Here is a 22,961-nt window from a genome sequence, read left to right as displayed (position 1 = left end):
GTCATGTGGTTATTTTTTTATTGAAGAAAACGTAAATTAAACAGTAGATCCAACTGCGGAATTTAGGTAAAGTGGATTTTTACGATAAAATCACCTTTCAGAATTTAATTTAACCTAGGAGTAGAAATGCGTTTGAATCAATGGATGACTTATATTGCGGTGGGATCGGTGCTTGCTAGTACCGCTGTTTCAGCAGCAAAACCCCCTGTTCATGAACAGTTGCAAGTCCCTCAATGTCTTGCAGCAAAAATTACTACTCCTTATGAAGTCTTGGCAGAAAATAAACAATTTAAGATTATTGATATTTCTGCAGCTGATGTAAATGCGCTAACTCATCTGGCCGATCAAGCAAATTGTGGCCGTTTTGTGAATGTAAGCCACCACATCATCGGTTCTTTACTGCCGGCAAAAAAGCAATCCGCACAAAGAATCCTCCAGAAAAAAACCATTAAAGTAGCGCAACCATCAAGCACTGTTTATGAAATCAAACATCAAGATGAAGTTAATGCAGCATTACAGAATGTGCTGCCGTCTAATATCTGGAATACTTTAATACGCCTGACTTCATTTCATAACCGTTCAGCGACCAAGGATACGGGCGTCGATGCAGCAAAATGGTTGAAAAAAACCTTTGATGATATGGCTGAAGCGAGTGGTCGCACCGATACAAGCTCATTTTTCGTGAAAACAGGCAGTTATTATAAGCAACCCTCCTTAGTGACGGTCATCGGTAAAGACATCAATGCGCCTGCTGTGGTGATTGGTGCCCATATGGATACACTTGATGGTCGTATGCCAGGTGCTGGAGATGATGGAAGTGGTTCCTCATCAATTATGGAAATGACACGGGTTTTATTATCGTCAAATACCAACTTTAAACGTCCGATTTACATTATTTGGTATGCTGCTGAGGAACGAGGTTTAGTAGGCTCCCAATATGTCGTCGAACACTTTATGGATAACTCCATCCCAGTAAAAGCCGCGATTCAGTTTGATATGACCGGCTATCGTGTAAATCCTAAAGATCCAACCATGTGGGTATTTACCGATTACACCGACCAGAGCTTAAGCAATTTTGTGGCCGAATTAATTAGCACCTATGTTCAGGTTCCAGTTGCTTATTCAGAATGTGGTTATGGTTGCAGCGACCATGCTTCTTGGGATGAGGTGGGAATTCCAGCCGCGTTCCCCTGTGAGTCTAATTTTGAAGACCACAATCCTTACATTCATAGTTCACAAGATACTATGGACCGATTAAGCCTTGAGCACATGACTAATTTCTCTAAATTAGCCTTGGCTTTTGCTATTGAAATGGCTTCTGAGTAACTTTGTTCCGGCGTCCCGCGGCTTGTCCGCGGGATCCGAATGCTGTGTTAAATATGAGACCCACGAACAAGTTGAGGGGTGTAGGCAGCAGTGATTGAGAAACAGATAAATGCATAGAGGTGGTTGTTTTCTTTAATAACATGTGAGATGTAATGATGAATCGAGCAGTAAATAAACTAGGGCTATTTCTGGGTATTATATTAAGCAGTATGACGTTCGCCGCAAGTGCGGGTAAGCTTCTTCCTCCCTGGTACCTATTAAATAATCAGTTAAGTGCGACCTTAAATGCTGATCCATGTGTTAAGGTGAGTGATTTAACTGGTGATGGGCTTGAAATGGAAATCAAAGTCACTGTTTGTAATGAGGATAAAGCACATGCATTAGCCTCTTTCATCAATCGTGTTCATGAATATGGGGATAAATTAGCAGTTACTGTAAAGGTTTATTCATCTGATTCTGTGCCTGTCGAAGCAAATGTCCCCAGTTCTCCAGATGAAGCTGCGGAGTTGCTTAATCAAGCACTCAAAGTGAACACATATTTTGTGAGAGCAGGCGTTGGCACAAGATACTTCGATGAGGCTGCATTTGCACTCTTTAAGCCGATGATTGTTCAATATTATTCTGATGATCTTAGTGATTGGTATCTCTATACAAATGAAGTAGCCGCTAAAGCCTTCGGGGCTGTGCTTAATCTGGATCCTTATCTGGAGGGGGCTATTAAGGTGTATGCGAGTACTGAAATTCCTGAAGAAGTTAAAACTAATTAAGTATTTTTGTAGTCTGGGTTAGGCGAAGCCGTAACCTGGATTTTCAGATGGCAATTTTCCAAGCCCCTGCCTCTTGAGCACATCTTGGCTCAAGAGGCAGCAGTCTAAATCCCTTCAACGCGTTACACACCTAAAAAAGCCAACCACAAACTTGCCTAACGCTTAATATATTAATAATATTATTGTGATAGAATATATAAAAAACAGTTGGCTTTCATTTTGTCCAGCAAACTAATGACCGTATGTATTTAGGAATTTGCTATGCCCAAATGTAATCTTGGATTATTACTCAGCGCTGCACATCTTGTTTATCGTGTTGTGGGGGAAAATAATGATTTGCGGGAAGAGCCTCGTGAGGGGTATGTCTCTACCAAGCAATTAACAGATGATATTGCTGAATCAGGCTATGAAATAGCTGTTAAAACAAATGCCCAGGTAAAAAATTCTAATGGCTTAACTGCAGTTCGTCTTGAACCAAAAGATAACGAATCACCTATTATCATTTCTTTTAGAGGGACGGATTCTATGAGAGATGTGTTTGCTAATATGAATTTAATGTTGACAGGTACCGTAGGAAAAAAATTACAGGAAGAGGCTTTTTCATTTTATACAAAAACAAAAGAAAAATATCCAAACAGAGAAATAATCCTGGTAGGACATTCTCTAGGAGGACACTTGGCTCAATATGTAGGAGCTCGAGCGTATGACGAAGATTCAGACTTGAAAAAATCAAGGCGTTTACATGTTCGAACGTTTAATACCGCACCTGTCGATTCATTTCACGGTCGAAGGTTGTATAGCAGTTCTTCCGCGTCTGTTTTTAATCAATTTTGTAACTATAGGCTGGAAAGTGACACAGTTAGTCGAACCTCGACGCAACGCTATTTTATTCAGCCCGTTAGACAATATTATGGAAACACCTATTCTTTTCGTACAGATAAAAATACGCTTGCGGCTCATCCTTTGAGGGCGATGAGAGAAGTTCTCCCTGATTCAGTAAAGAATCTGGAAATAGGGGGAACCGATAAAGTGCAGAGGGATTTGAATACCCTGAAAGAAGCTGTTATAGGTGTAAAAGAAGCCTATGCTGTGCACATCAAAGGACAATGGTTTTCTAAGTATAGAATGGGTAGTCATAATAAAATAAATATAGATAAAGCGTTAGACAAAGTTACTGAGGCATTAAATGAGACTCCCCCCAATTTCAAAGCCGCAGAAGAGGAGTTAGAATCTGCCCAGAACAAAGTGCGTGGACCTACATCGCAACATTGCCTGCAATGTTTACTGGACTATGTTCATGATGTTCAAAGGCAAGATGAATTGTCTAAACTCTCGAAACTGGCAAGTGAGGATGTTCAGGCTACTGAAGAGCAGCCATCCACGTCCTATTTACAGATGTAATAGCCCAGGAGCTTCAAAAGCATGTCATCCAGAGGAGCTTAGGACGAAGGGGCTCCTCAATAGGGTAAGTATTTGTCCATAACGTATATGCCGCACCCCTGAGATCCCTCGCTTTGTTCGGGATGACTAGCTTGGCACGAAGGATTTGTTGTCTGTTTAAATTGGTGCATTAGCCAATGGTGGACAATGATATTCTTCAGTGATCTCATTTTCCGGGTTGACTGCTTGCAAAACGATGGGAAATTTCCATAAGGAATAAAGATGCTTCAGCACATCCACGGTAGTATTACCTAAAGGCACTCTGTTTTGCTGAGTGTATCGTAAGGTCATTGAGCGATCACCTTGCAAGTCAACAGAATAAACTTGAATATCAGGTTCTAAGTAACCTAAATTGTATTGCCGTGATAATGCTTCTCTTATTTTTTGATACCCTATCTCATTATGAATTGCATTAACATACAAATCCGGGCTGCGATCATCATCTACGATATGAAATAATTTTAAATCGCGAATTAATTTAGGTGATAAATATTGGGCAATAAAACTTTCATCCTTGAAATGGCGCATGGCGTTATCCAGGCTGCTTAGCCAATCGGTATTGGCTAAATAAGGGAACCATGCTTTATCCTCTTCTGTAGGATTTTCACAAATCCGTTTGATGTCCTGCATCATATGATATCCCAAAGTGTAGGGATTAATGCCACTATAATAAGGACTATTATAAGACGGTTGCATTATGACGTTGGTATGGCTTTGTAAGATTTCCAACATAAACTCATCGGTAACCAACCCTTCATCATACAGTGCGTGTAAAATGGTATAATGCCAAAAGCAGGCCCATCCTTCATTCATCACCTTGGTTTGGCCTTGTGGATAAAAATATTGGGCCATCTTGCGTACGATACGCACGATCTCTCTTTGCCATGGTTCTAACAAGGGCGCATTTTTTTCAATAAAATATAAAATATTTTCTTGTGGTTCTTCAGGGAAGCGTTTTTTCTTTGTCTCTTCGGCGACTTGTCTACTTTGTGGGATAGTTCGCCATAATTCATTGACTTGGGATTGCATGTAAATTTCGCGGTTTTGTTGGCGAATTTTTTCTTCCTGTATGGATAAAGGAGCAGGGTGCTTGTAACGATCCACACCATAGTTCATCAGTGCATGACAGGCATCCAGAATTGCTTCCACTTCATTGATGCCATAGCGTTGTTCGCAATCACTGATGTATTTTCGTGCAAATACTAAATAATCAATGATCGCATCTGCAGAGGTCCACATCTTAAACAAATAATTATTTTTAAAAAAAGAGTTATGGCCATAACAAGCATGAGCAATCACTAAAGCTTGCATGGCCATAGTATTTTCTTCCATGAGATAAGAAATACATGGATTTGAATTAATCACCAGTTCATAGGCCAAACCCATTTGCCCCCGTTTATAACTTTTTTCAACACCGACAAAATGTTTGCCAAAAGACCAATGATGATAACCAATAGGCATGCCTACGGAAGCGTACGCATCCATCATTTGCTCAGCAGTAATCACTTCTATTTGATTGGGATAGGTATCCAACTTAAAATCTTTAGCAATGCGCGCAATTTCGCGATCGTAGTCTTGAATTAATTCAAAGGTCCATTCTGCACCAGTGGATAATGGCTTCTTCTTTTTCATGCAGTTTTCCTTTTAAATAGCTCATGAAATACGGGATAGATGTCTGCGACCGTATCAATGTTCTCCATAGCAAAATTAGGGTAGCACTCTTTCACCAGTTGATAGACTTCCCATAAACTTTGATGATGGCGTGGCATGATTTCTATGTATGCAAAATATTGTAATAAAGGCATAATTTTATCTTGCAGTAATTCCTGGCAATAGGGGGAATCTGCATTCCAATTATCCCCATCCGATGCTTGGGCTACATAAATATTCCAAGCCTCTGGAGGATAACGTGTCTCAATAATCGTACTCAAAAGCTCCAAGGCGCTGGAAACTACAGTGCCTCCTGTTTCGCGAGAATAAAAAAACTCTTCTTCATTCACTTCTTTAGCGGATGTATGGTGCCGGATAAATACCAATTCTATTTTTTCATAATTTTTGGTAAGGAACATGTAAAGCAGAATAAAAAAGCGTTTTGCGATGTCTTTTTTCGCTTCATCCATGGAGCCGGATACATCCATAACACAAAACATGACGGCTTGAGTGGATGGTGAAGGCACACGAACCCGAAAGTTATAGCGGAGGTCGATGGTATCGATAAACGGCACGGTTTGTATTTTCCTCTTCAGGAATTCAATTTTTTTGTGCAGGTCTTTCAGGAGTTCAGTGTCTTGAATGGGTTGTGCTTGCAGTTGCTCTAATTCTTCTATCGCTTCTTTTAATTGTCTTTTATATGGTGAGGCTAAGGCAACTCGGCGCCCAGTTGCTTGTTTCATTGAGCGAAGCACATTAATATTGTTCGGAATACCGCTGGTGGTTACACCTGCCCGTACTGTTTTGAAGGTGCTAACGCGGGCCAATTCTTTCTTAATTAAATCGGGTAATTCCAGATCTTCAAAGTACAGATCGAGAAATTCCTCCCGAGACAATTCAAAAACAAAATTATCTTCGCCTTCACCACTGTCGCTGGCATTAGAACCATCTCCGCCACTACCCGAGCTGCCACTGGGTCTTCTAATTCTATCGCCAGTAATAAAATTATCATTTCCTGGGAGCACTCGTTCTATATGTCCACCTTGGCCCCGGTGAAATATAGGCTCAGAAATATCTTTGGCTGGAATCGTTATTTGCTCACCTTGATCAATTTCGGTGATACTTCGTTTGCCCACAGCATCGGAGACGGCTCGTTTGATCTGATTTTTATAACGACGAAGAAAGCGTTGGCGATTAACCGTACTCTTTTTCCCTGCATTTTGTCGTCTATCAATCAATTGCGACATAATTTAGCCCCAAATAATCTTTTATCTTGCACCTATTTGTAGTTGAGTAAGGGAAAGAGCCTACTCAAGTAAGCGTCATCACGTAGATCCCCAACTACAAATGGCAGTACCCTTGGCTTTCTCTCATGGGAGTGAAAGTGTTTTATTATTGTGACTTACGTACTCGCAAATACCATTCACAAAGCAAGCGTACTTGTTTGCGTGTATACCCTTTATCAATCATTCGAGAAATAAACTCTTCATGTTTTTTCTTATCATCTTCAGATGCTTTGGCATTGAAGGAAATTACTGGTAATAAATCCTCAGTATTGGTAAACATCTTTTTCTCAATGACGGATCTTAATTTTTCATAACTATTCCACACTGGGTTCTTACCACGATTATTGGCACGAGCACGTAAAACAAAGTTTACGACTTCATTACGAAAATCTTTCGGATTAGATATTCCTGCGGGTTTTTCTATTTTTTCAAGTTCTTGATTTAATAAAGCACGGTCAAATATTTCTCCGGTATCAGGATCTCGATAATCCTGATCTTGAATCCAGAAATCAGCATAGGTGATGTAACGGTCAAAGATATTTTGTCCGTATTCAGAATAGGATTCTAAATAGGCTGTTTGAATTTCCTTACCAATAAATTCGACATACTTGGGTGCCAAATATTCTTTGATGAAACCTAAGTAAGACTCCTGTACTTCCTGGGGAAATTGTTCTTGCTCAATTTGGCGTTCTAATACATACATTAAATGGACAGGGTTTGCAGCAACTTCACTGTGATCAAAATTGAACACCTTGGAAAGAATTTTGAAAGCAAAGCGAGTGGATACCCCACTCATTCCTTCATCAACGCCGGCAAAATCACGATATTCTTGATATGATTTTGCTTTGGGATCAGTATCTTTTAAGCTTTCTCCATTGTACACACGCATTTTAGAATAAATGCTGGAGTTTTGTGGCTCTTTTAAGCGGGTTAAGACTGAAAATTGCGCTAACATGTCCAAAGTCCCTGGAGCGCATTGAGCATGAGTTAGCGAGCTGTTATCAATAAGTTTTTGATAAATTTTAATTTCTTCAGAAACCCGGAGACAATAAGGCACTTTCACTATATTAATACGATCTATAAATGCTTCATTGTTTTTATTGTTTCTAAATGATTGCCATTCAGATTCATTCGAATGCGCTAAAATAATTCCCTCGAATGGAATGGAAGATAAACCTTCAGTCGCATTGTAATTGCCTTCCTGCGTTGCCGTTAATAAGGGATGCAATACTTTGATTGGTGCTTTGAACATCTCGACAAATTCTAAAAGACCACGGTTTGCGCGACACAGTCCACCAGAGTAGCTGTATGCATCCGCATCGTCTTGGGAAAAGTTTTCTAATTTACGAATATCAACTTTACCGACCAAAGATGAAATGTCCTGATTGTTTTCATCACCAGGCTCTGTTTTGGATACAGCGATTTGTTTTAAACGAGAAGGTCTGACTTTAACGACTCTAAATTGGCTAATATCCCCATTGAATTCATGTAATCTTTTAACTGCCCAAGGCGACATCAAGTAACGCAAGTATCGAGAAGGAATGCCAAAACGTTCTTGGAGTAACTCGGCATCTTCAGTTGGATTAAATAAAGACAATGGCGATTCAAAAACCGGCGAACCTTTAATGGCATAGAAAGGGATTTTCTCCATTAAATCTTTTAATTTTTCAGCAATAGACGATTTACCGCCTCCTACAGGTCCTAAAAGATAAAGTACTTGTTTGGTTTCTTCCAGGCCTTGAGCGGCGTGTTTTAGGAAACCGACAATTTGCTCTATCGGTTCTTCCATACCATAAAAATCTTGGAATACCGTATATCGAGGAATGATTTTATTGGAAAAAATTCGTGATAAAATAGGATCATGACGTGTATCAATCATTTCAGGCTCGCCTATAGCCATGAGCAAGCGCTCCGCTGGATTGGCATAAGCAGACGGGTCATTTTTACACAATTCCAGGTATTCCTCCAAACTCATCTCTTCTTCTTTGTTATCTACAAAGCGTTTGGTATAGCTGGTTAAAAAGTCTTGAGTATTCATATGCCATCCCCTTTTATCCTTATGAAGGATATCTTGTGTTTCTTTACATTTATTGCATTTTATTGGTAAAAGCAATAAGTGAAATTTTCAGCTAACTTCGTAATACTTATAAAGATTGACCTAAGAAGTTACCCCTTTATAATCATTATAGGCTAAACTAAGAAAATTGTTATATAACTCAATAAACTTAATCGCTTTTTTCAAAGGATGTACTAATCATGCCTGACACGACCGTTTATTTAAAAAACTACCAGCCCCCTTTTTTTGCAATTGAGACTGTAAATTTAAATTTTGACCTCTATGATGATCATGCTTTAGTCAGTAATGAACTTAAATTAATTCGACAACATGAAGGTCCTTTGCACTTATATGGTGATGAGCTGGAATTGGTTAGTGTGCATATGAATGGTCAAAAACTGGAGCCTTCCAACTATGTCCTGCAACCTGATGCACTCATTATTGAAAATTGTCCGGATGAGTTTACATTAAAGACAGTCACGCGTATTTACCCACAAAACAACACCCAATTATCTGGACTTTATCGTTCCAATCATTTGTTTTGTACCCAATGTGAGGCAGAGGGGTTTCGCCGCATTACTTATTTTCTTGACCGTCCAGATGTACTTACGACTTATACAACGCGTATTTCAGCGGATAAAAAGCAGTATCCAATTTTATTATCTAATGGAAATTTGATCGACACCGGGGCGACTGCGGATGGGCGTCATTGGGTGATTTGGCAGGATCCCTTTAAAAAACCATCCTATTTGTTTGCTTTAGTTGCAGGTGATTTAGCTTGGATATGCGATAAATTCGTGACCAGCTCTGGGCGTACCATTGATTTACGTATTTATGTTGAGCCAGGAAATGAAGATAAGTGCATGCACGCGATGGAATCATTGAAAAAATCCATGCGCTGGGATGAAGAGGTCTATGGTCGTGAATATGACCTCGATATTTTTATGATTGTCGCAGTCAGCGATTTTAATATGGGGGCGATGGAGAACAAAGGATTAAATATTTTTAATTCTAAATACATTCTCGCCCGACCCGATACCGCTACGGATCAGGATTTCGCTGATGTTGAAGGGGTTGTTGCCCATGAATATTTCCATAATTGGACCGGCAATCGGGTCACCTGCCGCGATTGGTTTCAGTTAAGTTTGAAAGAAGGCTTAACTGTTTTTCGTGATCAGGAGTTTTCTCGAGATATGAATTCCCGAGATGTTAACCGAATTATGGATGTTAGGGCGTTACGAAGTGCGCAATTTCCTGAGGATGCAAGTGCTATGGCACATCCTGTCCGACCAGAGTCTTATCAAGAAATCAATAATTTTTATACCGCAACCGTTTATAATAAAGGTGCTGAAGTTATTCGTATGCAACATACATTACTTGGAAAAGACGGTTTTCGACGGGGTATGGATTTATATTTTAAGCGTCACGATGGTCAGGCAGTCACTATTGATGATTTTGTTGCGGCGATGGAAGATGCCAATCACATTGAATTAACTCAGTTTAAACGATGGTATAGTCAAGCGGGAACCCCAGAAGTACTTGTGAGCAGTGAATATGCACAAGGACAGCTTACCCTCAAGATGCAACAAAATTGCCCGCCAACTCCTGAGTGCCACGATAAAAAACCATTTCATATCCCCATTCGGTTTGCACTATTTGATGCTCATGGTCATCAGATACCAGTCGATAAAGATATTTTGGAATTAAAGGAAAAAGAACAAAGTTTTACTTTTACAGACTTGAAGGAAAAACCCGTCATTTCATTATTACGTGAATTTTCTGCGCCGATTAAATTAAAACAGGATTTGAGTCAAGACGAGTTACTCTTTTTATTACGTTATGAAACGGATGGGTTTGCCAAGTGGGATGCAGCGCAAAATCTGATTCTAAACTGCATAAAAGAATGTTTGACGCAACCCGCTAACACATGGAAAATTCCTGCTGCTTTAATTTCTGCTTTGCAGCATGTATTGCTTGATGATTCTCTGGATGCTGATTTACGGGCAGAATTACTCACTCCCCCTGGTTTTGAGGATGTTGCTACGCAATTAGATAGTCTGGATGTGAGTGCCGTGGAAAATGTTCGTGATTTTTTCCATCAGCAATTAGGATGGTATTTATATGAAACAGTCCAATCACTCTACCAACAGTTGTGGCAAATTGAAGATCATCGCATGAATGGCCTTGCTTATGGGCGAAGAAAATTGCGTAATGTGTGTTTATGGCTCATGATGAAAGCTAAAGAAGCTGCTACTTTAGAACGGTGTGAGCAGCAGTTTATCGCCGCACAAACTATGACTGATCAAATCGCCAGTTTTGCTTTATTGGTTAATTCCACGAATCAAGGGTTGCGTGAACAGGTCATTGAAGATTTTTATAAGCAATGGTCTAAAAATGATCTGGTATTGGATAAATGGTTTGCCATTCAAGCGATGAGTGAGCTCCCCGAAACATTAACCCATGTAAAGGTGTTACTCAAACATTCTGCTTTTTGTATTAAGAATCCAAATAAAGTCCGCGCATTGATCGGCGCATTTTGTATGGGAAATCCCCGAAACTTTCATGCCTTAGATGGAAGTGGCTATCGTTTTCTAACTGAAATGTTAGTGACGCTGGATAAAATTAACCCACAAATTGCCGCCCGTTTAGCCAATCCATTTACGCGCTGGAAACGTTATGACCAATCCAGACAAGAGCTGATGCGAGAGCAACTGCAACAGTTGGCAAAGCTGGAGTTATCACGTGATTTAGCGGAGGTCGTTTCTAAAAGTTTGCTGGTAGGCTAGCAAACCGATTGGTGCTAGAGCCTGAGTTATGCGAAGCCGTAACCCAGGCTAGAAGCTTCATTTCCTATCCCAAAATCAATACGGCTTCGAACCAGGCTACAATAGCTTGGTATCTCCATTGAACCATAATAGGAGGATAAGGTGTCTCAACGTTTTGCAGTTATTGGTAATCCTATTGCACATAGTTTATCTCCGGTTATTCATCAATGTTTTGCTAAACAAGTGAACATACAACTGACTTATGAAAAGATTAAGGCCGATGACCCATCCTTTGAACGGTTAGTATCTGATTTTTTTGCTCAAGAGGGTAAGGGACTCAATATTACTTTACCTTTCAAACAACGAGCTTTTGAAATGGCGATGCAGCGTAGTTTTCGTTGTAATCAAGCTGGAGCAGCGAATACCTTATGGATGGAAGGCAACCAATTGCATGCAGATAATACCGATGGTATTGGGCTTATTCGTGATCTGAATCATTATATTTCTGTGGAAGGCAAGCGTATCTTGATATTAGGTGCTGGAGGGGCTTCACGTGGGATAGTGCATCCCTTATTGGAAAATAGTCCTAAGGAACTGATTATTGCCAATCGTAGCTTAGCTAAGGCGGAAGAATTTCAACGAGCTTTTCCACAAACAAAATGTGTGGGTTTTAATGAGATTAAAGGGCACTTTGATATAGTGATTAACGCAACTTCCGCGAGTTTGGCCGGGGAATTTATAGCTTTACCTGATGAGTGCATGTCAGCCAAGCCATTTTGTTATGATTTGTCCTACAAACAACACAGCACAACTGCTTTTGTTCAATACGCTAGATCACTTAATTGTGATGCGGCAGATGGTTTAGGAATGTTGGTTGAACAGGCTGCAGAGGCTTTTTTTATTTGGCATAAGATTATGCCTGAAACCAAAGAGGTCCTGACGCTTTTACGTACATCAACTCAGCTGTGATACATGTGTGGCCTGGGTTAGATGAAGCCGTAACCCGGGGCCCTAGAGCAAGTTACTCAAAAAAGGCAATAACTTCTTTGGCATTATTAATCGTATCTTGGAATCCTAGCTCAAGCAATTCTCGTGTGTAGTCTCGTTCAAACAGCACAAAACTTAAAAGATCGCCGGAATGTTTTTTTTCTCCTAAGAAATTGAGAAGATACCGAAGCAATGTCGGTAATGCTTTAAAGTGTGCTTGTGCTAAAGGAGCAAGGTCTTTACTAGGACGTAAATGCAATGTGGTAATCGGACGCCATGGGGAGCGGCGCTTTTTCCATATAGAAAGCAGCATGGCAATTTCGTTCATGCGATTGACCATTTCAATGTCACGGTCAAGATTATCCAAAAAAAGCGCATTTAACATGTTTCCAAAAATATGAGAAAAGGGGATGTCGTCATGATTGCGTAAATTTTCTTGTTCAACAAATGCAGGCAGTGCTCGAGTTCCTACAATTAGAATTTTATCTACTTCGAAACGAATGGAGCCACGAAGAGGGGCCGCCAAGCCTACACTCCCATCTCCATAATGAAAGCCATCAAGCAAAACTGTGGGAAAAAATAAAGGCAAGGCACTGGATGCTAAAATATGTTCTGCCTGGAAACTAACCCGTTTGCTGCCATGTCGTGGATAATTCCAGTCTACGAACTCAGGACGGTTGTGTTCATAAAAAGAAACAGTTTGACGTGTCTCATAACAGTTACTGATTATTTCTAAAGTATCGAGGTATCCATTATTTATATTTTGCGCGATCTTGTTGAAATCAAGTCCATCAGCAATCATTTCTCTCAGTGGCGTCGTGTCCAGAAGATGAGCCGCCTGTCGTTGTTTAATCATCATTGTGCTCATATTGCGCACAACAGATTTGCTTAATGCTAAATTACTGGCTCGGTATACTTGTTGGCAATGAATTTCACTCCAAATGGTTTCCAGTTTATCAAGTGCAGTTGGGAAGTCATCGGCGTTTTCTGCAAGTACTGCCGCATTCATACTCCCGACGCTAACCCCACTCACCATTTCAAAAGGTAATGTTTTTACTTGTAAAATATGACCAATTGCTTTCAAAACACCTGCTTGATAGGCGCCTCGAGCGCCGCCACCTGCCAAATAAAGGGCTTTTTTAGACATAATGATTATTTTTATCGCATTTATTTAGTATCTATCTGAAATATAGTTGAACTTACGCCAGATTAGCAAGTTCTCATTTTTAGTGTGAAAAAAATTTACACAAGTGCAGCGAAATCGGATATTATATCTTTTCATCAAAATGAGCTATTACTAATCATGATAGAGTCTGAGATTGCGAATACGATACATGAAGCAGCTGTAATTCTTAAGGAGATACAGCGCTCAATCGATTATGATGCAGAACTTTCGATTTCTAAGTTCGACTCTGACAAAGTCTCAAAAAAAGTAGTATTGATCTCACAGATTATCAAAGCTACAGGTGATTCAAGCAAAGCAATGATGCAGATTGGTTCTTCCGCTAGAACCTTTCAGAATATTCCACCTACAGAATCACTGACTAGCGGATTGAGTGCCGGCTCAATTATTGTAGCTGTATTAGATTTTCTACTTATTCCTTTTATTTATCTTTCCTGTTATCTGCTCAATACAAAAATTCCGGTAACCCGGGAGAATAATGCGAAGTGGTTTATTTCTGGGGTATTGTTTGCCCTGGCCATCACGTCGATTGCTGTCCCTGCCATAGCCGTAGGCATTGCCTTTACAACAGTTTCAATCTCCTTAGCTTTGAGTTTGTTTTTATTGGCGAAGACCCTTCATGAATACTATCAAGTAAGTAAAGAAATAAGGGCAATTAGAAAATTGCTTGCCAGTGCTGAAATTGAAATGGAAGAGATTCAGAGGAAGGCAGTCGGATTGACAATTGCATTAAAAGAAGTGGGTACTAAGTCTGAGTTGATTTCGCTATGTACTGAAATTGGAGTGCTTCAAGAAGCTTTTGCGGCACAAAAAAAACACTTACTTGAACTTAAGTTAAAAGAATTCGATTTAAATAATAAACTAGAGAATGCCAATTTGATGCAAGTAATGACTAAAAGCGTTGCTTTTAGTTTATCTGCACTGGGCTTGATTGGTTTGATTGTCTCTCTATTTTCCCCGCTAGCAGGTTTAGGAATACTAACCGCAGTATCCGCTATTTCACTTGCCTTTGTTGTGGTTCGTTTGGCAATACCGTTGTCGCAATTTATAAGTGGATGGATTCCTAGTACGTTCAACTCCAATGCAGCAAAAAGTGAGCACGCTGATACGTATGACCTTGATCATGAACTTTCAACGGATGTGATGTTAGAGCGTTTTTGGGGCAGCAAAGAAAATGCACATGATATTTTAAAAATAGCGCCGCCCCGAGATATCGATTATTCATTAACGAGTACAGCACCACTATTTCAGACTAGAAAGAACGCTGCTGACCCTTCAATCATCAGTGGGTATCAACCCAATATGAATGGCTTGTCTTAACTTTTTCAACCGATAACCATTACATTGATGTATTTTTGTTTATCTATTTTTTTAGACTAAAGCGCATTGCAAAAAATTAAAAACTCCTTTAATTTAAAAACATACCCCTCAAAGGAAGAAAACTCATGGTGAATATACTTCGCGAGCAACCTCGTGCATTCCACATGATTTTTATGTTGGAGTTATGGGAGCGGTTTGGGTTTTATACTGTACAAGGGATTTTGACTTTATTTTTTATTCGTTACTTGGGTTACAGCGATACGATTTCTTATTATACGTTCGGTGCTTATTCAGCATTAGTTTACGGTATGGTGGTTGTCGGCGGCTATTTGGGCGATAGGCTATTAGGTACCAAGCGCACCATCGTTCTTGGTCTTATTGTTTTGGCTGCAGGTTATTTTTCTTTAGCGATTACTGATAAAGCCCATGTTTTCTTTGCGCTGGGTCTAATTTGTGTTGGCAATGGCTTATTTAAAGCAAATCCATCGAATTTGCTGGCAAAGTGTTATCAAGAAAATGATCCCCGCTTGCATGGCGGCTTTACCCTATACTATATGGCCATCAACTTAGGCAGTATGATTGCGTTATTTGCAGGCCCAGCCATAGCGAGTCGCTATGGCTATTCCTATGCTTATTTGATGAGTGCAATCGGTTTGTTAATTGGATTGGCTAACTATTGGCTGCAACGTCAATTTATTGAGCACATCAATACAGATGCTGACAAACGGAAAATATCCTTTTCTCAATGGCTGATGATATTAATTGGGATATTCATTCTTACTGACTGTTCTGCTTATTTATTACAACATGTGATGCTGGCTAAAAATTTATTTTGGTTTATTACCATTGCGGTCATTGCTTATTATCTTTTTATGACTCGTAAAGAAAGTAAAATTGTCCGGAGACGCATGCTGGTCGCCTTGGCCTTGATGTTGGAAGCAATCATATTCTTTACTTTATATCAACAGATGCCAACTTCGTTAAATTTATTTGCAGTACATAATGTAATCCCCGTTTTCTTTGGTATCACTATTGATGCACAAAGTTTTCAGGCATTAAATCCCATCTGGATTGTATTAATGAGTCCTGTTTTGGCCTATTTTTATGATCTGCTCAATAAGAAAGGCATCCAGTTTTCTATTCCTTATAAATTTTCTTTAGGGATGACCATGTGCGGGGTGAGCTTTTTAATGCTCTTTTTTGCACGTTATTTTTATACAGACCAGGGCATGGTTTCTTCTTGGTGGTTAATCATAAGTTATTTGTTTCAAAGTCTTGGTGAATTGCTGGTATCTGCACTGGGTGTCGCGATGGTTGCAGAATTAGTACCCACGCAAATCGTCGGTTTTGTGATGGGGATGTGGTTTTTAACTTCCGCGATAGCAGGATTTATTGGCGCTACCGTCGCTTCTTACACAGCACTTCCCGAACACATTAAACCTGGGGTAGACTCATTGATGATTTATACCCATGTATTTGCCTATATTGGTCTTGTCACCTTAATTATTGCGTTGCTGATGTGGTTATTATCGCCGCGATTAAGTCGCTATATTGCGGTGAAAAAGACAGACTTACACCAAGAAGCACAACAAGTAGAGTTCTCTGTGTCTAAGTGCTTTATGGTAGAACCATGAGTTGAGTCATTTCATGAACAAATAATTACAGACTAGCACCATGATTTTAATCAAGGTCCCAATTTGGCAGAATAATGTTAACCTAAATTCACTCGCGAATTTAGGTTAACTGATTTAATATTATCTCCAGTGGCCGTGGCCGCCGTGCCAACCATGCCAGCCGCCATGCCAGCCACCACCGTGCCAACCGTGACCACCATACCAGCCACGACCACCCCAATAACCCCAGTTTCCTCGATGACCCCAGCCAGAATAGTAGTAACCACCACTTGGATAATAGTAGCTTGAGTAGTAACTTGGATAATAGCCAGAATAATAGTAGCCTCCGGGATAAGTGGAAACATAACAACCACTTAATAGGAGTGAAGGTACAAACACTAGTGCTGCGATAACAAGTTTTTTCATGTTCGCTTCCTTAGTCAATGTTCGTACATTAATTATGCTGCATGCTCATATGTTAATCAAAAAAGTTGTATAATTTGCAATCTTATTGCTGAGAACCCCATATTTATCAAGGAGTTTTTAAGATAAATTGGATAAACTGTGTTCATATGGATGGATTCTATTGTACTATTGTGCAGTACTAGGTAATAAAGTTGAAAAATTGTAATCGAGGTGAAGCGTGGTAACGTCCAGATTCCATATTAGACCCTGGGGCTATCGTTTACTGCCATTAAACTGAGGATCGTTAAGCTTATTCCACTTCTACGTTCTGTGGCCAGTCCTCGGAATCCAAGAATAATTCAACATCACTGGCTCATGGGAACAAGGCACGGGACGTAGACAAGATTTTTTAAAGCACTGAGTTTGTCTTCACCCAACTGCGATAATGAGAAAGAAATGAACATCTTAATTGGCCTACGTTCTCAAAAATTGATAAGGAAGTATTGGTTAGCATCTGGTGTCCAACGCGATGAACTTCCTTCTATTACGTCGTCTGTTGATCTGACCACGTTGATAAGCTGGTTAAAAAAAGAACAATTAAGTCATTCCAATAAGTCAAAAGCAGAGCAACAAAAAATCGAATTTATTATGGTCTCCCTAAGAAAGGAGCTGTTGAACGATTTATTTGCAGCTATGAAAGGGGATGACATCAAATTGCCCAAAGAAGATAAAGACGAGTCGGTGACAGACAAAATCAAGTTTGCATTACTTACCGCGGCAGGTATTTTGGTCGCTGCTTGTCAGGGATTTGATGGTATCGTTACCATGTTGAGCGTTTTCGAGTTGTCCTCGTCAGTGATTCTTGCTGCTGGATTTGTATTTTCATTTCTTTCTGTAATCGTTTTTTGTGGGTTTGATTTAGTCAAAGTATCAAATGCCTTGGGAGTTAAGCTTAGCGAAGCTTATAAATTATTAGATGCCTACTTGTCGCAATTGCAGTTGATTAAATCCATCAGAAAAAAAATCGAGAGATACGATTTTTCAGAGTTGTCTCCAAGTGATTTACAACAATTAGAAAAAATAATATCCATGTTGCAAACACGTTTTAAATCGCTGACAGAGGCCAGTAAGCAATTTGATCAGGCGCTTCATAGTGATGACATGCAAATGGCCAAGACTCTAATTTCAGGAGCGTCCGCAGTCCTTTTTTTGGGCGGCGGTTTTTTTGCAGGCCAATCAGTAGCACTTTTCATATCCAGTCTCTTTGTCACTTCAATAATTCAGACTTTTTGGCCGGTAATTATTTTTAGTACTCTAGTTGGAATAGCCGCATTAAGTCTTTATTGGTATGTTGAGCGTCCTGGACTAAATAAGTTAATGAGCAGCTGGTTTGGCCTGAATGAAGAAAATGTGCAGAAATTATGTGATCAGGATTTGATAATAAAGGAAACAAAAAAGCTCGCCAATTTAGAGAAAAAAATAATTAACGCATCCAGATTAGCAAATAGACTGGCTCAGTTAGGGGACCGTGTTGGCGTTAGCGAGGATGAGCCTACGGTGGAACGGGCAGCCATTAAAATAACAGCAAGCACTAATTATTATTCCTTCCTTAAATCTCCGGATTTATTACCGTCTAATTTCAGTGAGCAGGAAAATTTAGATGAGACCCTGTGTTTTTGCATCTAGAGCTTGTTGACATTCGGTTCAAGCAATCCACTCATTAGAATTTAGTCTGCTTTTTGAAGTTATATATTTAAGATATCTTTTACAAAAGGAATGGTTATTTTTCGTTGCGCGGCAAGTGAGGCATCATCCAAACGATTAAGCAAATTTTGCAAATCATGCATGTTTCGCGAACACCGATTCAGGAGGAATTGCCCTACACTATTGGGTAAATCAAATCCGCGTTTTAAAGCATGCAGTTTTAAGGTATTAATTTTATCTTCATCGTTTAATTCCATTAACTGGATGACCAACCCCCAGCTTAATCTAGAGCGTAAGTCAGCTAACTGGATGGGGATTGTGGTTGGTGATTGATTTCCCGAAATGATTAAAGTACTTTTTTCCATATCTTTGATTTTATTGTATAAATGGAATAAAGCTTCTTCCCATTCAGGATTTTTGGCAATCATGTCTATATCATCGATACAGATTAATTCTTGTTCTTCCACACCTTCTATGGTTTGCGGTCCCCATTCTTTAAGAAGAGTCAAAGGGAGATAGATGGCGGTTTGAGTGGAATTAACGGCTTGACAACATGCCTGCAATAAGTGAGTTTTTCCACTACCTTTATTGCCCCACAGATAAAGCAACCGATCTTCTCTATGCGTGAGCATGTTATGCAATTGTTGCTGCAGGAGTTTATTCGAACCCCAATTGAAATCAGCCAGGGTTGATTCATCATTTAATTTTATAGCCAGTGCTAATTGCTTATTCATTATGATGGTTCTTTTTTGGGCCAAGCTTTTCTGCCCCATGTCCAGATATAATCAATATATGTAATGGCTGTAGTAAACGTCGTTAATAGGATCAAGACATTAAGGAGGTAGGGAGGAAATTCAAAATAAGCTAATTCAAATAAACACGAGGTAACAAGCGTTAATTGTAATGCTGTATTAATCTTACTGAGTAATGTGGGTTGAAAGTCCAGTTTGCGGCGAATAAATTGATACCAAGCCAGGACCCCTAAGGAAATTGTCAAATCTCTGAAGAAAACTAAAATGACTAGCCACCAAGGCAAAACGCCAATTAAGGCTAAAGAGATGAAGCTGGTGGCAATTAATAATTTATCAGCGAGCGGATCAATGAACGAACCAAAAAAACTTTGCCAGTTAAAACTTCGGGCTAAAAAGCCATCCAAACCATCACTTAATCCAGCAAATATAAATAAATAAAAAGCAATCGTGTACTCATGATGGTATAAATAAAATATAAAAGGCCCAATTAATAGGAGACGTAATAAAGTCAGAGCATTTGGAATGTATTTTAATATCATAGGCCATACGATAATTTAATAACCCTTATTTGCCCGCACCTTTCACAATTAATTTAGGGATTGGATTTTGAAGGGAATATGTGTTTTGCTAAACAATAATCTAGTGTATACAATACTCGCAGTTCTGTCACTTATGTTTCTCTTCATTTTTACGGTACATAATCACGGTATTACCTATAATTTGTATCAGTTCTGCATGCAGTTGCTGGCATAGCTCACCGGCCATAATCAGTCGGTCTTCTTTTTCTGCGCCGTTAATTTTTACCTTAATTAATTCGTGCGAAAGCAATGCAACATCTGTTTCTGCAATCACTGCTTCAGTTAATCCTTTGGCTCCAAGAAGTACGACAGGTTTTAAGTGATGTGCTTGGGCTTTAAGCGCTTTTTTGAGTGCAGTATCCACTGTAACGTTTCCTTAATACCCTCCAATAATTCAATTATTTTGGAGGTTGATTGATAAAATGGCAAATTATTGCACGTTTTGCTGGGAAAAGGTAGTGAAATTCAGTATCATAGATTTAACTGATACTCATAAATAAATTTATGAAGCGTACGAAAAGCAGTAAACGGTGGTTGCAAGAGCACTTTGATGATGTTTATGTAAAAAAAGCACAAGCAGAAGGCTATCGTAGCCGTGCAGTATACAAATTAAAAGAGGTAGACGAGAAAGAGTCTTTGCTTAAACCTGGGATGACTGTAGTTGATCTAGGGGCGGCCCCTGGAGGGTGGACTCAGTATGTATCTGAACGGTTACAAGGACGCGGCCGCATCGTCGCTTTGGATATATTGCCTATGGATGCTTTACCTGATGTCGATGTTATTCTCGGTGATTTTCGAGAAGATGAAGTGTTGCAAAAACTGATGGATCTAATTCCAGAGCGCAGTGTTGACTTGTTATTATCAGATATGGCCCCAAATATGAGTGGCTCCGCAGCAATTGATATTCCCCGGGCCATGTATTTGGTGGAACTGGCTTTTGATTTTGCGGAAAAAATGTTAAAGCCTGGTGGGTCCATGCTTATTAAAATCTTTCATGGAGTTGGCTTTGATGATTTAGTAAAACAGGCGAGAGCTTCTTTTGAGAAAGTCGTGATTCGGAAGCCTTCAGCTTCGCGAGCTCGCTCAAAAGAAACCTATTTGCTGGCAAAGGGATACAATTTATAGTAACTTTATGATCTAAAGGAATTCGATCATAAAATAAAGCTGTACGTCACTAACGAGGTTAATACTTTGAACGACATGGTTAAGAATTTATTTTTATGGCTGATTATAGCAATTGTGCTTGTTTCAGTTTTCAGTAATTTCGGCCCTCGAAACTCGGTCGCTGAGAAACTCTCTTACAGCCAGTTTTTGAAAGAAGTCGATCAAGGTATGGTTAACTCAGTCACCATTGAGGATGATAAAATCATCAAAGGGATGACGAAAAATAACAAACGTTTTGTTACATACATGCCGATGCAAGATAACGCTTTGCTTGGTGAATTATTGAAAAGCAAAGTCGATGTAAGTGGCCAAGAAAAGCAACAAGAAAGCTTCCTTCTCCATTTATTCATCAACTGGTTCCCTATGCTGCTTTTAATTGGGGTATGGGTTTTTTTCATGCGCCAGATGCAAGGCGGGGGTGGCCGAGGGGCAATGTCTTTTGGCCGTTCACGTGCACGCTTGCTTGGTGAAGATCAAGTTAAAGTAACTTTTGCGGATGTAGCTGGAGTCGACGAAGCGAAAGAAGAAGTGAAAGAGTTAGTTGATTTTTTACGCGACCCGACCAAATTCCAAAATCTGGGTGGACGTATTCCGCGCGGTGTATTATTAGTTGGTTCTCCTGGAACTGGTAAAACTCTTTTAGCCCGAGCTGTTGCTGGTGAAGCTAAGGTACCATTCTTTACCATTTCAGGTTCTGATTTTGTTGAAATGTTTGTTGGTGTGGGTGCATCTCGTGTTCGTGATATGTTTGAACAAGCTAAAAAACACGCGCCCTGCATAATTTTCATTGATGAAATTGATGCCGTAGGCCGCCACCGTGGTGCTGGTCTTGGCGGAGGTCATGATGAACGTGAACAAACGCTAAACCAATTGCTGGTTGAGATGGATGGTTTTGAAGGCAGTGAAGGGGTTATTGTTGTTGCAGCAACAAACCGTCCGGATGTTTTGGACCCTGCATTATTACGTCCAGGCCGCTTTGATCGCCAGGTTGTAGTTCCTTTACCGGATATTCGAGGTCGGGAACAAATATTAAGAGTGCATTTGCAAAAGGTTCCAGTTGATGGCAATGTCGATATTATGGCGATTGCTCGAGGTACTCCAGGATTCTCAGGAGCAGATTTAGCCAATCTTGTGAACGAAGCCGCTTTATTTGCCGCTCGTGCTAATAAACGTAAAGTCAGCATGATAGAGCTGGATAAAGCAAAAGATAAAATCATGATGGGGGCTGAACGGCGCTCTATGGTGATGGATGATAATGAGAAAAAATTGACTGCTTACCATGAAGCAGGTCATGCGATTGTAGGTTTAAGTGTCCCAGAGCATGATCCTGTTTATAAAGTCTCTATAATTCCACGAGGCCGTGCTCTGGGTGTGACGATGTTCTTACCAGAACAAGATAGATACAGTCACAGTAAACGACGTCTGGAAAGCCAATTATCCAGTTTATTTGGTGGCCGAATTGCAGAAGAGCTTATCTTTGGTGTGGATAGCGTGACCACCGGTGCATCGAATGACATTATGCGTTCCACTGAAATCGCGCGTAAAATGGTCACAACTTGGGGCTTATCAACTTTGGGGCCGCTTACTTTTGGCGAAGAAGAAGAAGAAGTATTTTTAGGTCGCTCAATGAATAAACATAAGGAAATGTCAGATAGAACGGCGCAACAAATTGATGATGAAGTACGTGCAATCATTGATAGAAATTATAAGCGTGCCAAGGAAATTCTGGTTTCGAATATGGATAAATTGCACTTAATGGCTCAAAGCCTAATTAAATACGAAACTATAGACTTCAAGCAAATACAAGAGATTATGTCCGGTAAAGAGCCTTCTCCTCCGGAAGATTGGGGTTCATCAAAACCTTTAGATGGTGCCGAAGTGGTAAATAACTCGCCAGAAAAACCATCAGAGCATGAAGTCATTGTAAATCCTGCTGAAGAGCACTGATACTATTAGTGAGAGAAG

At 39.8% G+C, this 22,961-nt stretch carries 18 protein-coding genes; 10 read left to right on the top strand and 8 right to left on the bottom strand.

What is annotated here, in order from left to right:
• Nucleotides 1–126: 126 nt before the first annotated feature.
• The 3 genes from lapA to OQJ26_RS09015 all read left to right on the top strand — a co-directional run bounded on the left by lapA (nt 127) and on the right by OQJ26_RS09015 (nt 3,494).
• Complete coding sequence (gene lapA, locus OQJ26_RS09025) at nt 127–1,326, top strand: aminopeptidase LapA (RefSeq protein WP_265703528.1); 1,200 nt, start codon at nt 127–129, stop codon at nt 1,324–1,326.
• A gap of 152 nt (nt 1,327–1,478) precedes the next feature.
• On the top strand, nt 1,479–2,093 hold the full coding sequence (locus OQJ26_RS09020; protein ID WP_265703527.1) for a group-specific protein: 615 nt from the start codon (nt 1,479–1,481) through the stop codon (nt 2,091–2,093).
• Nucleotides 2,094–2,354: 261 nt separating this feature from the next.
• Complete coding sequence (locus tag OQJ26_RS09015; protein WP_265703526.1) at nt 2,355–3,494, top strand: lipase family protein; 1,140 nt, start codon at nt 2,355–2,357, stop codon at nt 3,492–3,494.
• 156 nt (nt 3,495–3,650) lie between these two features.
• Here the strand turns inward: OQJ26_RS09015 and OQJ26_RS09010 are convergent, their stop codons facing one another.
• From OQJ26_RS09010 to OQJ26_RS09000, 3 genes are all read right to left on the bottom strand, one after another.
• Nucleotides 3,651–5,165 carry a SpoVR family protein gene (locus OQJ26_RS09010; RefSeq protein ID WP_265703525.1) on the bottom strand — a complete coding sequence of 505 codons (1,515 nt, stop codon included), beginning with the start codon at nt 5,163–5,165 and terminating at the stop codon, nt 3,651–3,653.
• Nucleotides 5,162–6,430 carry a YeaH/YhbH family protein gene (locus tag OQJ26_RS09005; RefSeq protein WP_265703524.1) on the bottom strand — a complete coding sequence of 423 codons (1,269 nt, stop codon included), beginning with the start codon at nt 6,428–6,430 and terminating at the stop codon, nt 5,162–5,164. The genes OQJ26_RS09010 and OQJ26_RS09005 overlap by 4 nt, the downstream gene beginning before the upstream one ends.
• 145 nt (nt 6,431–6,575) lie before the next feature.
• Entirely contained in the window at nt 6,576–8,507 is a 1,932-nt protein-coding gene (locus tag OQJ26_RS09000; protein ID WP_265703523.1) for a PrkA family serine protein kinase, read from the bottom strand.
• Nucleotides 8,508–8,725: 218 nt separating this feature from the next.
• On the opposite strand from OQJ26_RS09000, the gene pepN reads away from it, so the two are divergent.
• Nucleotides 8,726–11,311 carry an aminopeptidase N gene (gene pepN, locus OQJ26_RS08995; protein ID WP_265703522.1) on the top strand — a complete coding sequence of 862 codons (2,586 nt, stop codon included), beginning with the start codon at nt 8,726–8,728 and terminating at the stop codon, nt 11,309–11,311.
• A gap of 141 nt (nt 11,312–11,452) precedes the next feature.
• Nucleotides 11,453–12,259 (top strand): shikimate dehydrogenase, encoded by an 807-nt coding sequence (gene aroE, locus OQJ26_RS08990; protein ID WP_265703521.1) that lies wholly within the window; start codon nt 11,453–11,455, stop codon nt 12,257–12,259.
• Nucleotides 12,260–12,311: 52 nt separating this feature from the next.
• Here the strand turns inward: aroE and OQJ26_RS08985 are convergent, their stop codons facing one another.
• The gene (locus OQJ26_RS08985; protein ID WP_265703520.1) at nt 12,312–13,424 is read right to left on the bottom strand and encodes a patatin-like phospholipase family protein; all 1,113 of its coding nucleotides are present in this window, start codon (nt 13,422–13,424) and stop codon (nt 12,312–12,314) included.
• Between the two features lie 156 nt (nt 13,425–13,580).
• On the opposite strand from OQJ26_RS08985, the gene OQJ26_RS08980 reads away from it, so the two are divergent.
• Nucleotides 13,581–14,780, top strand: a complete 1,200-nt coding sequence (locus OQJ26_RS08980; protein ID WP_265703519.1) for a hypothetical protein — start codon at nt 13,581–13,583, stop codon at nt 14,778–14,780.
• 125 nt (nt 14,781–14,905) lie between these two features.
• Nucleotides 14,906–16,414 carry an oligopeptide:H+ symporter gene (locus tag OQJ26_RS08975; RefSeq protein ID WP_265703518.1) on the top strand — a complete coding sequence of 503 codons (1,509 nt, stop codon included), beginning with the start codon at nt 14,906–14,908 and terminating at the stop codon, nt 16,412–16,414.
• Nucleotides 16,415–16,491: 77 nt separating this feature from the next.
• Here OQJ26_RS08975 and OQJ26_RS08970 read toward each other — a convergent pair whose 3' ends face one another.
• Nucleotides 16,492–16,758 carry a hypothetical protein gene (locus OQJ26_RS08970; protein WP_265703517.1) on the bottom strand — a complete coding sequence of 89 codons (267 nt, stop codon included), beginning with the start codon at nt 16,756–16,758 and terminating at the stop codon, nt 16,492–16,494.
• Nucleotides 16,759–17,254: 496 nt separating this feature from the next.
• Between OQJ26_RS08970 and OQJ26_RS08965 the strand changes: the two genes are divergently transcribed.
• On the top strand, nt 17,255–18,484 hold the full coding sequence (locus OQJ26_RS08965; protein ID WP_265703516.1) for a hypothetical protein: 1,230 nt from the start codon (nt 17,255–17,257) through the stop codon (nt 18,482–18,484).
• Nucleotides 18,485–18,543: 59 nt separating this feature from the next.
• Here OQJ26_RS08965 and hda read toward each other — a convergent pair whose 3' ends face one another.
• From hda to yhbY, 3 genes are all read right to left on the bottom strand, one after another.
• A complete protein-coding gene (gene hda, locus OQJ26_RS08960; RefSeq protein ID WP_265703515.1) occupies nt 18,544–19,236 on the bottom strand; it encodes a DnaA regulatory inactivator Hda in 693 nt (230 codons plus the stop codon).
• A complete protein-coding gene (locus tag OQJ26_RS08955; RefSeq protein ID WP_265703514.1) occupies nt 19,236–19,793 on the bottom strand; it encodes a CDP-alcohol phosphatidyltransferase family protein in 558 nt (185 codons plus the stop codon). Before OQJ26_RS08955 ends, hda begins: the two co-directional genes overlap by 1 nt.
• A gap of 127 nt (nt 19,794–19,920) precedes the next feature.
• Nucleotides 19,921–20,196: a ribosome assembly RNA-binding protein YhbY gene (gene yhbY / locus OQJ26_RS08950; RefSeq protein WP_265703513.1), complete on the bottom strand. Its 276-nt coding sequence runs from the start codon at nt 20,194–20,196 to the stop codon at nt 19,921–19,923.
• A 140-nt stretch (nt 20,197–20,336) separates the two neighbouring features.
• On the opposite strand from yhbY, the gene rlmE reads away from it, so the two are divergent.
• Together rlmE and ftsH are read left to right on the top strand one after the other, a co-directional pair.
• Nucleotides 20,337–20,957 (top strand): 23S rRNA (uridine(2552)-2'-O)-methyltransferase RlmE, encoded by a 621-nt coding sequence (gene rlmE / locus OQJ26_RS08945; protein WP_028381731.1) that lies wholly within the window; start codon nt 20,337–20,339, stop codon nt 20,955–20,957.
• 75 nt (nt 20,958–21,032) lie between these two features.
• A complete protein-coding gene (gene ftsH / locus OQJ26_RS08940; RefSeq protein WP_265703655.1) occupies nt 21,033–22,943 on the top strand; it encodes an ATP-dependent zinc metalloprotease FtsH in 1,911 nt (636 codons plus the stop codon).
• Nucleotides 22,944–22,961: the final 18 nt, after the last annotated feature.

The sequence above is a fragment of the Legionella sheltonii genome, from assembly GCF_026191355.1.
Lineage (GTDB): Bacteria > Pseudomonadota > Gammaproteobacteria > Legionellales > Legionellaceae > Legionella > Legionella sheltonii.
Note: the sequence above shows the minus strand (reverse complement) of the source record. Positions and strands in the feature narration are given on the sequence as shown.

What these genes read in the sequence shown, in the direction of transcription:
- OQJ26_RS09020 (WP_265703527.1), top strand. Translation starts at nt 1,479, where the DNA reads ATGATGAATCGAGCAGTAAATAAACTAGGGCTATTTCTGGGTATTATA.
- ftsH (WP_265703655.1), top strand. Translation starts at nt 21,033, where the DNA reads ATGGTTAAGAATTTATTTTTATGGCTGATTATAGCAATTGTGCTTGTT.
- hda (WP_265703515.1), bottom strand. Translation starts at nt 19,236, where the DNA reads ATGAATAAGCAATTAGCACTGGCTATAAAATTAAATGATGAATCAACC.
- OQJ26_RS08970 (WP_265703517.1), bottom strand. Translation starts at nt 16,758, where the DNA reads ATGTTTCCACTTATCCCGGAGGCTACTATTATTCTGGCTATTATCCAA.
- OQJ26_RS08980 (WP_265703519.1), top strand. Translation starts at nt 13,581, where the DNA reads ATGATAGAGTCTGAGATTGCGAATACGATACATGAAGCAGCTGTAATT.
- OQJ26_RS09005 (WP_265703524.1), bottom strand. Translation starts at nt 6,430, where the DNA reads ATGTCGCAATTGATTGATAGACGACAAAATGCAGGGAAAAAGAGTACG.
- OQJ26_RS09010 (WP_265703525.1), bottom strand. Translation starts at nt 5,165, where the DNA reads ATGAAAAAGAAGAAGCCATTATCCACTGGTGCAGAATGGACCTTTGAA.
- OQJ26_RS09000 (WP_265703523.1), bottom strand. Translation starts at nt 8,507, where the DNA reads ATGAATACTCAAGACTTTTTAACCAGCTATACCAAACGCTTTGTAGAT.
- rlmE (WP_028381731.1), top strand. Translation starts at nt 20,337, where the DNA reads ATGAAGCGTACGAAAAGCAGTAAACGGTGGTTGCAAGAGCACTTTGAT.
- OQJ26_RS08965 (WP_265703516.1), top strand. Translation starts at nt 17,255, where the DNA reads ATGAACATCTTAATTGGCCTACGTTCTCAAAAATTGATAAGGAAGTAT.
- pepN (WP_265703522.1), top strand. Translation starts at nt 8,726, where the DNA reads ATGCCTGACACGACCGTTTATTTAAAAAACTACCAGCCCCCTTTTTTT.
- lapA (WP_265703528.1), top strand. Translation starts at nt 127, where the DNA reads ATGCGTTTGAATCAATGGATGACTTATATTGCGGTGGGATCGGTGCTT.
- OQJ26_RS08955 (WP_265703514.1), bottom strand. Translation starts at nt 19,793, where the DNA reads ATGATATTAAAATACATTCCAAATGCTCTGACTTTATTACGTCTCCTA.
- OQJ26_RS08975 (WP_265703518.1), top strand. Translation starts at nt 14,906, where the DNA reads ATGGTGAATATACTTCGCGAGCAACCTCGTGCATTCCACATGATTTTT.
- OQJ26_RS09015 (WP_265703526.1), top strand. Translation starts at nt 2,355, where the DNA reads ATGCCCAAATGTAATCTTGGATTATTACTCAGCGCTGCACATCTTGTT.
- OQJ26_RS08985 (WP_265703520.1), bottom strand. Translation starts at nt 13,424, where the DNA reads ATGTCTAAAAAAGCCCTTTATTTGGCAGGTGGCGGCGCTCGAGGCGCC.